Source organism: Thermomonas hydrothermalis (assembly GCF_900129205.1).
In the GTDB taxonomy this organism is placed as follows: Bacteria; Pseudomonadota; Gammaproteobacteria; order Xanthomonadales; family Xanthomonadaceae; genus Thermomonas; species Thermomonas hydrothermalis.
On the sequence record NZ_FQUK01000002.1, the window covers coordinates 32,939 to 48,684 of the forward strand.

At 67.6% G+C, this 15,746-nt stretch carries 14 protein-coding genes; all 14 read right to left on the minus strand.

Features of this window, described 5'->3' with window-relative positions:
- Positions 1 to 59: 59 nt before the first annotated feature.
- Positions 60 to 1,304: a cell division protein FtsZ gene (gene ftsZ / locus BUA29_RS00785; protein WP_072754736.1), complete on the minus strand. Its 1,245-nt coding sequence runs from the start codon at positions 1,302 to 1,304 to the stop codon at positions 60 to 62.
- Between the two features lie 87 nt (positions 1,305 to 1,391).
- Positions 1,392 to 2,630: a cell division protein FtsA gene (gene ftsA / locus BUA29_RS00790; RefSeq protein WP_072754737.1), complete on the minus strand. Its 1,239-nt coding sequence runs from the start codon at positions 2,628 to 2,630 to the stop codon at positions 1,392 to 1,394.
- Positions 2,627 to 3,376, minus strand: coding sequence for a cell division protein FtsQ/DivIB (locus BUA29_RS00795; protein ID WP_245770469.1), 750 nt, complete (start codon positions 3,374 to 3,376; stop codon positions 2,627 to 2,629). Before BUA29_RS00795 ends, ftsA begins: the two co-directional genes overlap by 4 nt.
- Before the next feature lie 5 nt (positions 3,377 to 3,381).
- The gene (locus tag BUA29_RS00800) at positions 3,382 to 4,332 is read right to left on the minus strand and encodes a D-alanine--D-alanine ligase (RefSeq protein ID WP_072754739.1); all 951 of its coding nucleotides are present in this window, start codon (positions 4,330 to 4,332) and stop codon (positions 3,382 to 3,384) included.
- On the minus strand, positions 4,329 to 5,771 hold the full coding sequence (murC, locus tag BUA29_RS00805) for a UDP-N-acetylmuramate--L-alanine ligase (RefSeq protein ID WP_072754740.1): 1,443 nt from the start codon (positions 5,769 to 5,771) through the stop codon (positions 4,329 to 4,331). The genes BUA29_RS00800 and murC overlap by 4 nt, the downstream gene beginning before the upstream one ends.
- The gene (gene murG, locus BUA29_RS00810; RefSeq protein ID WP_072754741.1) at positions 5,768 to 6,853 is read right to left on the minus strand and encodes an undecaprenyldiphospho-muramoylpentapeptide beta-N-acetylglucosaminyltransferase; all 1,086 of its coding nucleotides are present in this window, start codon (positions 6,851 to 6,853) and stop codon (positions 5,768 to 5,770) included. The genes murC and murG overlap by 4 nt, the downstream gene beginning before the upstream one ends.
- Entirely contained in the window at positions 6,850 to 8,157 is a 1,308-nt protein-coding gene (ftsW, locus tag BUA29_RS00815) for a putative lipid II flippase FtsW (RefSeq protein ID WP_072754802.1), read from the minus strand. The genes murG and ftsW overlap by 4 nt, the downstream gene beginning before the upstream one ends.
- A gap of 11 nt (positions 8,158 to 8,168) precedes the next feature.
- Positions 8,169 to 9,251 (minus strand): phospho-N-acetylmuramoyl-pentapeptide-transferase, encoded by a 1,083-nt coding sequence (gene mraY, locus BUA29_RS00820; protein ID WP_072754742.1) that lies wholly within the window; start codon positions 9,249 to 9,251, stop codon positions 8,169 to 8,171.
- Positions 9,241 to 10,626, minus strand: coding sequence for a UDP-N-acetylmuramoyl-tripeptide--D-alanyl-D-alanine ligase (locus tag BUA29_RS00825; RefSeq protein ID WP_072754743.1), 1,386 nt, complete (start codon positions 10,624 to 10,626; stop codon positions 9,241 to 9,243). Before BUA29_RS00825 ends, mraY begins: the two co-directional genes overlap by 11 nt.
- On the minus strand, positions 10,623 to 12,098 hold the full coding sequence (locus BUA29_RS00830; protein ID WP_072754744.1) for a UDP-N-acetylmuramoyl-L-alanyl-D-glutamate--2,6-diaminopimelate ligase: 1,476 nt from the start codon (positions 12,096 to 12,098) through the stop codon (positions 10,623 to 10,625). Before BUA29_RS00830 ends, BUA29_RS00825 begins: the two co-directional genes overlap by 4 nt.
- Before the next feature lie 23 nt (positions 12,099 to 12,121).
- Positions 12,122 to 13,960 (minus strand): peptidoglycan D,D-transpeptidase FtsI family protein, encoded by a 1,839-nt coding sequence (locus tag BUA29_RS00835; protein ID WP_072754745.1) that lies wholly within the window; start codon positions 13,958 to 13,960, stop codon positions 12,122 to 12,124.
- Positions 13,957 to 14,220, minus strand: coding sequence for a cell division protein FtsL (ftsL, locus tag BUA29_RS00840; protein WP_072754803.1), 264 nt, complete (start codon positions 14,218 to 14,220; stop codon positions 13,957 to 13,959). Before ftsL ends, BUA29_RS00835 begins: the two co-directional genes overlap by 4 nt.
- Positions 14,220 to 15,164 (minus strand): 16S rRNA (cytosine(1402)-N(4))-methyltransferase RsmH, encoded by a 945-nt coding sequence (rsmH, locus tag BUA29_RS00845; protein WP_072754746.1) that lies wholly within the window; start codon positions 15,162 to 15,164, stop codon positions 14,220 to 14,222. The genes ftsL and rsmH overlap by 1 nt, the downstream gene beginning before the upstream one ends.
- Positions 15,164 to 15,610: a division/cell wall cluster transcriptional repressor MraZ gene (locus BUA29_RS00850; RefSeq protein ID WP_072754747.1), complete on the minus strand. Its 447-nt coding sequence runs from the start codon at positions 15,608 to 15,610 to the stop codon at positions 15,164 to 15,166. Before BUA29_RS00850 ends, rsmH begins: the two co-directional genes overlap by 1 nt.
- Positions 15,611 to 15,746 lie beyond the last annotated feature (136 nt).

Genomic DNA, 15,746 nt, shown 5'->3' on the forward strand with positions numbered 1-15,746 from the left:
GCCAGGGAATCGGACATGACGGGCGCCCGGATTCAGGCGCCCTGACCTCACTGCATCATTCAGTCGGCCTGCCGGCGCAGGAACGCCGGAATCTCCAGATATTCATCCTTGGACAGATCGTTGATCGCCGTCGTCGTACCGACGTTGTTGCGCAGGGTGCTCGACAGGCTGGACGGTGGCTGGCGATAGCCCTCGTCCGCCACGGCGTCGATCGGCAGACCGGTGGTGCCATCGCGCCTGAGCTGGGTGTTGATCAGCTGGATCGACGGCCGACGCAGCGGCTCCTGTGGCGTTTCGAAGCGATGGCTGCGGGTCGTCTCGACCGGACTCTGACGCACGGCGGCGCGGCTGAGGCCGGTCGCCACCACGGTGACCTTGACCTCGTCCTGCATCGCCGGATCCAGCGAGGTCCCGATGATGACGGTCGCATCCTCGGAGGCAAACTCGTTGATCACACGGCCGATCTCGTCGAACTCGGCCATGGTCAGGTCAGGGCCGGAGGTGATGTTGACCAGCACGCCGTTGGCGCCATGCAGGTTGACGTCATCCAGCAGCGGGTTGCGGATCGCTGCCTCTGCCGCGGCCTGCGCGCGGTCATCGCCGCGGGCGACGCCGGTGCCCATCATGGCCAGGCCCATCTCGCTCATCACCGTGCGCACGTCGGCGAAGTCCACGTTGATCAGGCCGGGGCTGACGATCAGGTCGGCGATCCCCTGCACGGCGCCTTGCAGCACGTCATTGGCAGCGCGGAACGCCTGGATCATGGTGGCATTGCGGCCGAGCACGGTGATCAGCTTTTCGTTGGGGATGGTGATCAGCGAGTCGCAGTGCTGACTCAGTTCCTCGATGCCCTTCTGGGCCACCTGCATGCGGCGACGCCCCTCGAACGGGAACGGCTTGGTCACCACCGCCACGGTCAGGATGCCAAGCTCCTTGGCCAGCTGCGCCACCACCGGCGCCGCGCCGGTGCCCGTGCCACCGCCCATGCCGGCGGTGATGAACACCATGTCGGCGCCCTGCAGCACCTCCATGATGGCGTCGCGGTCTTCCAGCGCCGCCTGCCGGCCGACCTCGGGATTGGCCCCCGCGCCCAGCCCCTTGGTGACATTGCTGCCCAGGGTGAGCTGGATGCTGGCACCGCAGTTCTTGATGGCCTGTGAGTCGGTGTTGGCGGTGATGAACTCCACCCCCTCGACCCCGCTGTTGACCATGTGTGCAACCGCATTCCCACCGCCGCCGCCGACGCCGATGACCTTGATGACGGCATTGGGTGCCACCTGATTGATCAGTTCGAAATGTGCCATGTCCGTGTCCTTTGTCTTGTTGTCGATGTCTTGCCAGTTACCAGACCGCTGCTTGCCTGCGATGACCCCGCCTGCGCGGAGTCGCCGTCAGAACTCACCGCGGAACCACTTCAACGCCTTGCCCAACACCCCACCCACCTTGGCGGTGGGCAGCGTGGCGCGCTTCTTCGGGCTTTCCATGCGCGCCCCCATCAGCAGCAGACCGACCCCGGTGGCATGCACCGGGTTGCCCACCACCTCACCAAGCCCGCCGACATACTGCGGAATGCCGATCCGCACCGGCATTTGCAGGATTTCCTCGGCCAGCTCGACCACACCTTCCATCTTTGCGGCACCACCAGTCAGCACCATGCCGGCGCGCACCCGCTGTTCGAAACCGGAGCGGCGCAGCTCGGCCTGCACCAGCTCGAAGATCTCTTCGTAGCGGGCCTGCACGGCCTGCGCCAGTGAATGCCGGGGCATCCGACGCGGCGGGCGGTCGCCCACGCTTTCCACCTGGATGCTTTCCTCGGCGCGCGCCAACTGCGCCAGCGCACAGGCGTATTTGACCTTGATCTCCTCCGCGTACGGCGTCGGGGTGCGCAGCATGTGCGCGATGTCTTCGGTGACCTTGTCGCCGGCGATCGGCAGGCTGGCGCTATGGGCGACAGCGCCACCGACGAAGACTTCGATATCGGTGGTGCCAGCCCCCATGTCCACCAGCAGCACGCCGAGCTCGCGCTCATCGGCGGTCAGCACGGCCGTGCTGGACGCCAGCGCCGACAGGATCAGCTCGTCCACCTGCAAGCCACAGCGCTGCACGCATTTGGTGATGTTCTGCGCAGCCGACTGGGTGCAGGTGACCAGGTGCGCGTGCACTTCCAGCCGCACGCCGGTCATGCCAACCGGATTGCGGATGCCCTCCTGCGAGTTGTCCAGCACATACTCGCGCGGCACCGCGTGCAGGATGCGCTGATCGGACGGGATCGCCACCGCCTTGGCGGCATCCAGCACGCGATCGAGATCGGCCTGGGTCACCTCGCCTTCGCGCACCGGCGCCACGCCTTGCGAGTTGCGGCACTGGATGTGGCTGCCGGAAATCGACACGTAGGCGCTGGTGATTTCGCAGCCGGCCATCAGCTCGGCCTCTTCCACCGCGCGCTGGATCGATTCCACGGTGGTGTCGATATCGACCACCACCCCGCGGCGCATGCCGCGTGATTCGTGGGAGCCGATCCCGATCACTTCCACCGGCTCGCCCGGTGCGTATTCGCCGACCAGCGCGGTCACCTTGGAGGTGCCGATGTCGAGGCCAACGACTAAGGGTTTGTCGCCTTTCCGGTTCATGTTCTGGATGCTGTCTTCAGAGTGGGGGAAGCCGCTGGTGCCGGCGTGTCTGTCGACGTTGCCGTACCCCAGCTCAGGGCAAATCCGTTGGTGTAGCGCAGGTCTGCGCGCAGCAGCCGGCGCTGCGGGTTCTGCGCCAGCAATTGCGGCAGCAGGTCGGCAAAGCGTTGCAGGCGCGCCGGCGCGTCATTGCGACCCAGCACCACCTGGGTGCCGTCGGCCAGGGTGAGCGACCAGCTACCGCGCCGATCGATCGCCACGCCCTGCACGCCACCGACCTTGGCCAGCACCTCACGTGCCTGGTTGTACAGCGCCACCACGTCCGGTACGCGCCCCGGCGGGCCATCCAGCAGCGGCAGCCCGGCGGGCACCTGCGCACGCCCCGGCGGGAACAGCTGGCCATGCTCGGACAGCAGCAGACCATTGCCCCAGCGTGCAAATGGCCGGTACTCGCGGATCCGCAGTTCCAGCACATCCGGCCACTGCTTGCGTACCTGCACCTGCTCCACCCACGGCAGCTGCCGGACGGCGGCCTGCACCTGATCCAGCGGCACTGCAAAAAACCCGTGTCGCGCATACGGCAGCACGGTGGCGCGCAGCTGAGCCTGATCCACGTACCTCAACTCACCCTGCACACGCAGCGTGCGCAGCGGGAAGCGGTCGGTCAGCCACCAGCCATCCACCACGCCGACCACCGGCAAGGCCACGGTGACCAGAGCCAGCAACCACAGCAGCAGGCGCGTCATCGCACTCACAGGGTCTGCTCCAGAATGCGCCAGCACAGTTCTTCAAACCCGATGCCCAGCTGGGCGGCGGCCTTGGGCACCAGCGAATGACTGGTCATGCCAGGGGCGGTATTGACCTCGAGCAGATACAGCCGGCCATCGGCGCGTGCGCGCATCACATCGACCCGGCCCCAGCCGCTGCAGCCGGCAGCGCGGAATGCTGCCAGTGCAAGCGTGCGAATCGCCTCCTCGTCGGTACCCTCCAGCCCTGGGCAGAGGTATTGGGTGTCCTCGGCAACGTACTTGGCGTTGTAGTCGTACCAGCCGCCTTTGGGCACGATGCGGATCGACGGCAGCGCGACATCACCGAGGATGCCCACGGTCAGCTCATCGCCCACGACCATCTGTTCCATCAACATTTCGCCGCCGTAGGCGCGCGCCACGGCAATGGCGGTGTCGATATCGGCCTCGGTCTGCACCCGCGCCACACCCACGCTGGAGCCTTCGCACGACGGCTTGACGAACACCGGCAACCCAAGCCGGAAGACCGCCGCACGCAGATCGTCGCCTGGCGCCAGCCGCACGAACTCGGGCGTTGGCAGCCCGGATGCCATCCACACCTGCTTGGTGCGGATCTTGTCCATGGTCAGCGCGCTGCCCAGCACACCGGAGCCGGTGTAGGGAATCGCAAACGCCTCCAGCAGTCCTTGCAACACGCCGTCCTCGCCACCACCGCGATTGCCGTGCAGGACGTTGAACACGCGGTCGATGCGTTCGCCCTGCACCAGCGCCTGCCGCAGGGCGTCGATGCCATCCAGGGGATGCGCGTCGATCCCGCGGGCGCGCAGCGCGTCCAGCACGTTGCGGCCGGATTCCAGCGATACCGCGCGTTCACTGCTGCTGCCGCCCAGCAGCACCACCACCCGACCAAACGCGGCCGGGTCGCGCACGCGCAGCGGCGTCACCGTCACGGTCATGCGCCACCTCCTGCCAGCCCGGTGCGTGCGAGCTGCTGCGCCACGGCGCCGATGTCACCGGCGCCCATCATCAGCAGCAGGTCGCCATCGCGCAGGACTCCAGGCAACGCCGCGGTAAGCTCCGCCGCACTGCCCACCATCACCGGATCGACCCGACCACGGGTGCGGATCGAGCGTGCCAGTGACTTGGCATCGGCCCCCGCAATCGGCGCCTCGCCGGCCGGGTACACCTCGGTCAGCAGCAGGGCATCGACTCCCGACAGCACCGCCGCGAACTCATCGAACAGATCGCGCGTGCGGGTGTAGCGGTGCGGCTGGAAAGCCACCACCAGGCGCCGTTCCGGCCAGCCGCCACGCGCCGCCTCGAATACCGCTGCCAGCTCGCGCGGGTGGTGACCATAGTCATCGACCAGGATCACCTCGCCCCCCTCAGGCAGCGCGAGCGTGGCCAGCTGGTTGAAGCGCCGGCCGATGCCCTGGAAGTTTTCCAGAGCCCGTGCCATCGCGTCATTGGAAACGCCCAGCTGCCAACCAATGGCGGCCGCGGCCAGCGCATTCTGGACGTTGTGCCGCCCCGGCAGCGCCAGCGTGCAAGCGGTGCGGCTGCCATCCGGCAGGCACAGCGTGAACTGCATGCGGGCACCCTGCTGACGCACGTCGGCTGCGCGCACGTCGGCCTCCGGCGACAGCCCGTAGGTGATGACATGCCGGGGCATGTCGCGCGCCAGCTGCGCTACTTCCGGATCGTCGATGCACAGCACGGCCAGCCCGTAGAACGGCAAGCGGTGCAGGAACTCGGCAAATGCCTGCCGAACTCGCTGGAAATCGCCGCCATAGTTCTCCAGATGATCGGCGTCGATGTTGGTGATCACCGCCACCACCGGATTCAGACGCAAAAAGCTGCCGTCGCTCTCGTCGGCCTCGGCCACCAGCCAGTCGCCCTTGCCCAGTCGCGCATTGGCGCCGGCTGCCAGCAGCTTGCCGCCGATCACGAAGGTCGGGTCCAGCCCACCCTCGCCCAGCACGCTGGCCACCAGTGAAGTGGTGGTGGTCTTGCCGTGGGTGCCGGCCACTGCCACCCCGCGCTTGAAGCGCATCAGCTCGGCCAGCATCTCCGCGCGCGGCACCACCGGAATGCGCTGCGCACGCGCTTCCAGCAGCTCCGGGTTGTCGGGGCGGATGGCACTGGACACCACCACGCACTCGGCGTCCAGCACATTGGCCGAGGCGTGTCCTTTGTAGATGGTGATGCCCAACGAGGCCAGCCGACGGGTGACGGCATTGTCGGCCTGATCGGAGCCGCTGACCTGGTAGCCCAGCGTGCTCAGCACCTCGGCGATGCCACTCATGCCGACCCCGCCGATGCCGACGAAATGCACGCGCGGCAGGCTGCGTGCCGGGTTGTCGAGTTGCCGGAGATGGAAGCGGTGAAGGCTCATGTCGAAGACGTCCTGGACAGCACATCAAGCGTGACGTCGGCCACGCGGGCGGCGGCATCCGGCCGCGCCAGTGCGCGCGCCGCCTGCGCCATCGCCAGCCGTTGTCTCGGGTCAGCGGCCAGCCCGGCCAACACCGGCCGCAGCTGCTCCGCCAGCGTCGGCGATTGCGGCAGCAGACGCGCCGCGCCACGCTCGACCAGATACTCGGCATTGCGGGTCTGGTGGTCATCCACCGCCTGTGGGAATGGCACCAGCACGCTGCCGACACCGGCTGCACACAGTTCGGCCAAGGTCAGCGCACCGGCGCGGCAGACCACCAGATCGGCCCAGCCGTAGGCTGCGGCCATGTCGGTGATGAACGGCTCCACGCGCGCAGCCACACCTGCATCGGCATAGGCGTTGCGCGCCTCATCCAGCAGTTTCTCGCCGGCCTGGTGCCAGACCTCCACTGCCAGACCGGCCGCGGCCAACGCCCGTGGCACTGCATCGTTGAGGGCGCGCGCACCCTGGCTGCCGCCCAGCACCAGCAGGCGCATCGGGCCGGCATGGTCGAGACCACGCTGCTCGGGCGGCGGCAGCGCAGCGATCGCGGCGCGCACCGGGTTACCCACGTGCAACTCATTCGCAAAGGTCTGCGGGAAGCCGACCAGCACCCGCGCCGCCAGCCGGGCCAACACGCGGTTGGTCAGACCGGGCGCACGGTTCTGCTCATGCACCAGCAGCGGAATGCCCAACAGACGTGCGGCAATCCCACCCGGGCCTGCGGCATAGCCGCCGAAGCTGATCACGGCTGCCGGCCGACGCGTGCGCAGCACACGGACGGCCTCGCGCACCGCACGCAGGATGCGCCACGGCGCGCCCAGCAGCGTCCGCACGCCTTTGCCACGCACACCGGCGATGCTGAGGGTGTCGATGGCAATGCCAGCCGGTGGGACCAGCCGTGTCTCCATGCCACCAGCGGCCCCCAGCCAGCACACTTCAACACCGCGATCGCGCAACGCCTGCGCCACCGCAAGGCCAGGAAAAATATGGCCGCCGGTTCCCCCGGCCATCACCATCACACGTGCGTGGGGCGTGCTCATCGTGCCCTCCGCAAGGCGGCCTGCGCCGGGGTTTCCGTCCGTGTCCGGGCGGCAGATGCTGCCTGTGTCCGCACCGGCGTCGATGCCATGTCCGAGCGTGCCGGCCCCACTGCGGGCATGACCGCTGCCGTCGCCCCTGTCGCCTTGCGCCGGGCCACCTGACGAACCGCGCGCTCGTATTCCCAGGACACCCGCAGCAGCAGCCCCATCGCCGCGCAGGTCATCACCACGCTGGAGCCGCCATAGGACACCAGCGGCAGGGTCAGGCCCTTGGTCGGCAGGATGCCGAGGTTGACCCCCATCGAAATAAAGCTCTGCACACCCATCCACAGGGCGATGCCAAACGCCAGATAGCCGGAGAAGTGGCGCCGCATCTCCACACACTTCATCCCCAGCCACAACGCGCGCCCGACCAGCAGCGCATACAGCGCGATCACCAGCGTCACTCCGACCAGGCCAAGCTCTTCGGCGATCACCGAAAAAATGAAGTCGGTATGCGCCATCGGCAGGTAGGACAGCTTCTGCACCGAACCGCCCAGTCCGACCCCGAACCACTCGCCTCGCCCGATCGCCATCAACGCATTACTGAGCTGATAGCCGGCGCCGAGCTGATCCTGCCAGGGGTCCATGAACGAGACGAACCGCCGCACCCGGTACGGCTCGAAAATGACCAGCGCCACAAACCCGGGGATCAGCACCAGCACCGGCGCAATCAGGCGCGAGATCGGCGCCCCCCCAAGCAGCAGCATGCATAGGGTGATCCCAACCAGCAGCGTCGATGACCCGAAGTCGGGCTGCAGCAACAACAGCAGCACCAACACCCCCACCACCCCGACCGGCTTGAGCATGGCGTACCAGATCTCCGCCACTTCTTCGCTGTAGCGCTTGAGGTAGCTGGCCAGCCAGATCAGGTAGAACACCTTGACCATCTCCACCACCTGGAAGCTGGCCGGGCCCAGGTTGAGCCAGCGGCGGGCGCCGTTGATGGTCTTGCCCACGTGCGGAATCCACAGCACCAGCAGGGCGACCACACACGCTCCCAGCAGCCACAGGCTGAGCTGTTCGATCTGCTTGAGCTCGGTGCGCATCAACACCAGTGCCAGCCCGATACCCGCACCGACATACAACAGATGCCGGCTCAGGAAGTACCAGTGACCGACGTTCTGCCCGGCGCCGGCAATGGCCGCCGAGCCGACCATCACCACGCCCAGGCAGACCAGGGCCACCACCGCGCCGAGCAGCCACGGATCAAACCGCCCGCCGATTTCGTCGAGGCGGGTGGCCTGTGCTGCGCCGTCGTACATCAGCGTCGCCATCAGCGCACCTTCAACGTGGCAAGACCGACCAGCACCAGCACCACGCTGATGATCCAGAAGCGCACGATCACCCGCGGCTCCGGCCAGCCCTTGAGTTCGAAGTGGTGGTGAATCGGCGCCATCCGGAACACACGTTTGCCGGTGAGTTTGAAGCTGGCCACCTGGATCATCACCGACAACGTTTCGATGACGAAGATGCCGCCCATCAACACCAGCACCAGTTCCTGCCGCACGATCACGGCGATGGTGCCCAGCACCGCACCCAGCGCCAGCGCACCGATGTCACCCATGAACACCATCGCCGGATAGGTGTTGAACCACAGAAAGCCCAGCCCGGCACCCGCGATGGCGGTGCAGATGATGATCAACTCACCGGCCCCAGGCACCCGTGGAATCTGCAGGTAGTGGGCAAAGGTGGCATTGCCCGAGGCATAGGCGAACACGCCCAGACCACAGGCCACCAGCACGGTCGGCATGATCGCCAACCCATCCAGCCCGTCGGTGAGATTGACCGCATTGGAAAAGCCGACGATCCACAGATACGCGATCGCCACGAAGCCGACACCGGCCAGCGGCAGCGCCACCGATTTGAACAGCGGCAGGTAGAACGTCGTGGCCGCCGCCACATCGGCATTCGCATACAGATAAATCCCGGCGGCAAGGCCCAGCAGTGACTGCAGTGCGTATTTGGTCCGCGAACGCATGCCGTTGGGGTCACGCTTGACGATCTTGATCCAGTCATCCACCCAGCCGATCGCGCCAAACCCCAGCATCACCGCCAGCACCACCCACACGTACTTGTTGCGCAAGTCCGCCCAGAGCAGCACCGACGCCGCGATCGACAGCAGGATCAAGGCACCGCCCATGGTCGGCGTGCCGGCCTTGGAGAAATGCGACTGCGGGCCGTCCTGACGAATCGGCTGACCGCCACTCTTGAGCCCGGCCAGGTAGCGGATCATCCCCGGCCCCCACCACAGCGCCAGCCCCAAGGCGGTCAACGCCGCCAGGATGGCGCGGAAGGTGAGGTAGTTGAACAGGCTCACATGCCCATGCAAGAGCCAGCGCGCGAGTTCATACAGCATGTTCGGTGTCCTCCCCGGTGCGCCCGGCATCCCATGCCAGCAGCCCGGCCACGATTCGATCCATCGCGCTGCCGCGCGACCCTTTCACCAGCACCTGCACGCCCGGATGCAGCGCCTCGCACAGCGCCTGCAACAACGCCTCGTGGCTGGCAAACTGCGCCGCCCCGGCGCCGAACGCGGTGGCCGCGTGCGCGCTCAACGGCCCCAGCGTGAACAGCCGGGCGATCCCGGCCGCGCGGGCCTGAGCCCCTGCCTCGGCATGCAGCGCCACTTCCTCGCTGCCCAACTCGCGCATGTCGCCCAGCACCAGCCAGGACGCTTGGGCACTCTCCGCCAGCGTGTCGATGGCGGCTTTGAGCGACCCTGGGTTGGCGTTGTAGCTGTCGTCGATCACCGTGATGCCACCCCGCAGGCGATGCAACGCCAGCCGGCCGGCGACGCGCGGGCTGTGCTCCAGCCCGGCCCGGATCTGTTCGGCAGTGGCGCCGACCGCCCACGCCATCGCCGCTGCCGCCAGTGCATTGCGCACGTTGTGACGACCTGCCAGCGGCAGCGCCACTTCGATTTCGGCCTGCGGCAGACACAGGGTGAAACGGGCACCGTCCAGGCCGGCCCGGATGTCGCGAGCGGTGACCTCGGCGCTGGCGTCCAGACCAAAGCGGATCACCCGCCGCCCGTGCAGGCGCTCGTGGAAATACAGCGCAAACGCGTCGTCGGCATTGATCACCGCCACCCCGTCGCTCGGCAGTGCCTCATAGATGGCGCCCTTGGTCTGGGCGACCCCGAGCAGGCTGCCCATGCGCTCCAAGTGGGCGGCGCCGACGTTGTTGACCAGCGCCACCCGCGGGCGGGCGATGGCGCACAGGTAGGCGATATCGCCGGGCTTGCCGGCGCCCATTTCGTACACCGCAAAACGGGCGTCGTCAGGCGCCTCCAGCACGGCCAGCGGCAAACCGATCTCGTTGTTGCGGTTGCCGGGATTGGCATAGGCCGGCCCCAGCGTCTGCAGAATCGAGGCCAGCAGGGTCTTGACGGTGGTCTTGCCATTGCTGCCGGTCACCGCCAGCACCTGGGTGTCGCGTTCGGCCTGCACGGCGGCAGCCAACCGGCCCAGGGCCAACTGGGTGTCGTCCACCACCACCTGCGGCAGTGCCTGCGGGAGCGGCCTGTCGACCATCGCCGCCACGCACCCACCTGTGGCGGCTGCCGCCACATGGTCGTGCCCGTCGAAGCGTTCGCCCTTGAGCGCCACGAACAGGGCCTGCCCACCAGGCAGTGCGCGGGTATCGGTGGCGACCGCATCGACGTGGCAATCATCGCCATACAGCCGACCGGCAGTGACCTGGGCAATCCAGGCGAGCGAACGCGGTTTCATGCCTGCACCTCCTGCGCACGCTGCTGCAGGCACTGGCGGGCGACCTCGATATCCGAAAACGGATGCCGCACCCCGGCGATCTCCTGGTACGGCTCATGCCCCTTGCCGGCGATCAGCACCACATCCTCGGTGCCGGCGTCCGCGATCGCCGCAGCAATCGCAGCGGCCCGATCACGCTGCACCCGCACCCGGGCCCGGTCAGAAATGCCAGCCAGGATGCCGGCCACGATCGCCTCACCATCCTCGCCACGCGGGTTGTCGTCGGTGACGATGATCGCATCGGCCAGTTGCGCGGCGATTTCACCCATCTGCGGGCGTTTGCCGGTATCGCGCTCACCGCCGCAACCGAACACGCACAGCAAGCGCCCGGCGGTGTGCGCACGCAGTGAGGTCAGGGCCTGCTCCAGCGCATCGGGGGTGTGGGCGTAATCCACCACCACCAGTGGCAAGCCACCCTCGCCGCCCAACCGATGCATCCGGCCATCCACCGGCGCCAGCCGGGACAGCGTCTCGGCGATCAATGCCGGGGCCATGTCGAGCGCAAACAGGGTCGTGGCGACACCCAGCAGGTTGTCCACGTTGAAGCGTCCCAGCAACGGCGAGCGCACCGGGTGCGCCTGTCCACCGGCGTGCAGCATGAATGCGATGCCATGGGCATCCAGCACCAGGTCTTCCGCCCGCACGCTGGCACCGGCGGCCCCGCGCGAAGAAAAGCCCAGCGCCCGCACCTTGCCCTGCACGGCCGCAAACAGTTCGCGCCCGAAGGCATCGTCCAAGTTGACCGCCGCTGCGCGCAGGCCCGGCCAGTCGAACAGCTTGGCCTTGGCCGCGCCGTAACGCGCCATGTCGCCGTGGTAGTCGAGGTGATCGCGGGTGAGGTTGGTGAACACCGCCACATCGAAATGCACGCCGTCCACCCGGCCCTGATCGAGCGCGTGCGAGGACACTTCCATCGCCACCGCCGCAGCACCTTCGTCGCGCAGCTCCGCCAGCAGCGCGTGCAGGCGCAACACCAGCGGGGTGGTAAAGCCGGTCGGCACCGTGCGCGGCCAGATGCCGGCGCCCAGCGTGCCCACCGTGCCCGCTTTTTGTCCGCGCAGGGTCCAGGCCTGGGCCAGCAGCTGCACGGTCGAGGTTTTGCCGTTGGTTCCGGTCACGCCGACCGTCGTCATCGCCGCACTGGGATGGCCATGGAAGGTATCGGCCAGCGCGCCCATGCGGGCGCGCAGCTGCGGTACCGGAATCGCGTCCGCCGGCACCGGCACACCGGGCGGCGCGGGCGGCTCGAACAGCACCGCCGCAGCCCCCGCCGCCCGCGCGGCTTCGGCGTAATGCAAGCCGTGCGCGCCAAATCCTTCGACTGCGACGAACGCATCGCCTGGCTTGACCTCACGGCTGTCCTGCACCAGACCGGTGATGGCAAGCTCGGCGGCCAGCCCCTGCAACTCTGGCAGCAGCTCGCCCAAGAGCATCTGGCGCACGGCGCGATTACCACTCATGGCGTCCCTCCCGAGCGGGCCACACCCGCGGCAGACGCCGACTGCGCCACACCAGCCGCGGGCTGCCGCCGGGCCTCGGCGGCCTGCTGTGCGGCCAGCCACGACGGCAGATCATCCGGCGGCACGTCCATCAGCCGCAGCGCGCCTTCCATGACATTGCGGAACACCGGCGCCGAGACCACACCGCCGTAATACCCCTTGCGGGTCGGGTCGGGGTCGTTGATCGCCACCACCATGGCAAAGCGCGGGTGATCCACCGGCACCAGACCAGCGAAATAGCCGATATACCGGCGCGAATAGCCACCGGCACTGGCCTTGCGCGAGGTGCCGGTCTTGCCCGCCACGTGATAGCCCAGGATCGCCGCCTGGGTGGCGGTGCCGCCCGGCTCGGTCACGGTCTGCATCATCTGCAACACCTGCGCGGCGATCTTGGGATCCAGCACCCGCCGCGGCGGATTGTGCTGATCCTTGACGAAACTGGGCTGGTGCAACAGCCCGCCATTCCCGAGCGCTGCATACGCCACTGCGATCTGCAGCGGGGTGACGCTCAGGCCATAGCCGTAACTCATGGTCTGCTTGCTGGTGCCGCTCCAGCGGTCGGGAGTGGGGAACAACCCGGCCGCCTCGCCTGGGAAGCCACTGCCGGTGCTGCGGCCATAGCCAAACCGGCGCAGGAAGCTGTCGAACTGGGCATTGCTCAGCCGACGCGCGATCAGCGCGGCACCGACGTTGGAGCTCTTGCGGATCACCCCGGTGGTGTCCAGCACGCCGTAGTTATGGGTATCGGTGGTGCGGTACTTGCCGTTCGGGATCCAGCCCGGATTGGTGTCAAACAGCGTGGTCGGGGTGATCACCCCGGCCTCCAGCGCCGCCGCGACCGTGATCGGCTTCATGGTCGAGCCCGGCTCCATCAGGTCGGTGACCGCGCGGTTGCGGTGCGCATCGCGTGGGCTGCTGCCCACCGCATTCGGATTGAAGGTGGGCAGGTTGGCCATCGCCAGCACTTCCCCCGTTGCCACGTCCAGCACCACGGCCGAACCGCTGCTGGCGCCGGTTTCGGCAATGGCGTTGCGCAGCTCCCGATAGGTCAGGTACTGGATGCGCCGGTCGATGCTCAACACCAGGTCGTGCCCGGGTTGCGCCGGCCGCACCAGATCAACGTTTTCGACGATCCGCCCCTTGTTGTCGCGGATCACCCGCTTGATCCCGGGCGTCCCCCGCAGCCAATCGTCGAAGGCCAGCTCCAGCCCCTCCTGGCCACGATCGTCGATATTGGTGAAGCCCAGCACATGCGCCAGCATTTCCCCCTGCGGATAGAACCGCCGGTACTCGCGCTGGCTGGCCACGCCGGGAATGTCCAGCGCCAGGATCCGCGCCGCCTCGTCCGGATTGATGCGGCGCTTCAAATAAACAAACTCGCGATCGGCGCGCGCGCTCAGGCGGCTGGCCAGCTCATCCAGCGGCATACCCAGCGCCTGCGCCAGCTGCGGCAGCCGCTCCGGCGCTTTCAGCAACTCTTTGGGATTGGCCCAGATCGACTCCACCGGGGTGGAAATGGCCAGCGGCTCGCCGTTGCGGTCGGTGATCATGCCGCGGGTGGCAGGGATGGGGATGTCACGCAGGAAGCGGGCATCGCCCTGGCGCCGGTAGAACGCCTGGTCCACCACCTGCAGGTTGAACGCCCGCGCCAGCAGCGCCAGCGAGCACAGCACCAGCACGATGGCGACAAACTTCAGCCGCCCGTGCAGACTGCCCCGCGATATCGTGGGTATCGTGCGCGGATGGCGCGGACCGTTGCCCGCCTGACGCTGCCGTTGTCTGCCGAACCGGATCATCGCTGCACCACCACGATGTCTTCGCTGCGCGGGAACACCATGCCCAGACGGGTCCGCGCCACCTGATCGACACGGTTGCTCTCGGCCCAGGTGGCCTGTTCCAGCTGCAGCCGGCTGAACTCGATATTGAGCTCGTCGCGCTGCTTCTCCAGCCGGGTCAGCTCGATGAATGCCTCACGATGTGCGTGCCGATCGCGCACGATCAGTAGCGCGGTGACCACATTGGCCAGCACCAGGGCGGCAATGACAAACCCGCGCATCATGCCGCCACCTCCAGCTTCTCGGCCACGCGCAGCACTGCGCTGCGGGCACGCGGATTGGCGGCCAGCTCGGCCTCGCCCGCCTTTTGCGCACCGCCCACCAGACGCAGACGCGGCACGAAAGGCACCGCTTCCGGCAGCCGCCGACGAACCGGCGGCGCCTTGGCCTGCGCCACCATGAACTGTTTGACGATGCGGTCTTCCAGTGAGTGGAAGCTGATCACCACCAGCCGGCCGCCGGGCTTGAGCCGATCGACAGCCGCCGCCAGCCCGGCCTCAAGATCAGCCAGCTCGCGGTTGATGTGAATGCGGATCGCCTGGAAGCTGCGCGTAGCCGGATGGATGCGGCCATCGCCACGTGGCAACACCGAGGCGATCACACTGGCGAGCTGCGCCGTGCGCAGCAGCGGCGCCTGTCGGCGTTGCGCCACGATCGCCCGCGCAATCCGCCGGCTGTGGCGTTCTTCACCATACCGCCAGAGCACGTCGGCAATCTCGGCCTCGCTGGCGCGCGCCAGCCAGTCGGCCGCGCTTTCACCCGCGCCCGGATCCATCCGCATATCCAGCGGACCATCCCGGGTGAAGGAAAACCCGCGCTCGGCCACATCCAACTGCGGCGAGGACACCCCCAGATCGAACAGCACGCCATCCAACCCCGGCGCGGTGTCCTCCCACGCCGCCAACGTGGCAAAGCTGCCCTGACGCCAGCGCAGTCGCGCATCGGCAGCCGCCAGCCGCCTGGCTTCTTCGATTGCCTCCGGGTCCTTGTCCATCACCAGCAGGCACCCTTGCGGCCCCAGCCGCTGCAACACGCCGCGTGCGTGTCCACCACGCCCGAACGTGCCATCCAGATAGCGTCCATCCCCTTTCACCGCCAGACCGTCCATGACCTCGGCAAACATCACCGGGAGGTGGGCGGACGCGTTGCCCGCGCCACCGCCCATCACAACGGCAGACCCAGCACGTCGTCGTCCATGTCCTCGTCACCGAGCACCTGATGGACTTGACTCAGATGTGCCTGCTCGCTGCGCAGCTCGAACTTGTCGCCACTGCCCTGCAACACCGCCTTGCGCTCGATGCCGACCGCCGCGCGATGGCTGGCCGGCAGCGAGATCCGGCCATTGCTATCCGGCTCCACGAAGGTGGCCGCGCCGACCAGCTTGAACTGCAGGATGCGATTGGCGCGCTTGGCCTTGGGCAGCGCGTTCACCTTGCGCCGCAACTCCTCCCAGACATGGAAGGGGTAGATGTAGAGCGCATCGGTGTCGAACGGGCTGTAGGTCACCACCAGACGGTTGCCGCACTCGCGCGCGACCAGCTCCCGGTAGGCGGTCGGAATCGCCAGCCGGCCCTTGTCGTCGATCGTGATGGCGGTCTCGCCGTGAAACATTGCCTGTTGCCTGCCCCGTCTGCCGCGGAGTTCATCCCGAGAAAACCACTTTTTCCCCGGGTTTCCCACGGAACCCCACGATAACAGGCAATCCACAACTGTCAACACCTTTGTGCAGGAAATTTCCCAAGCCCGG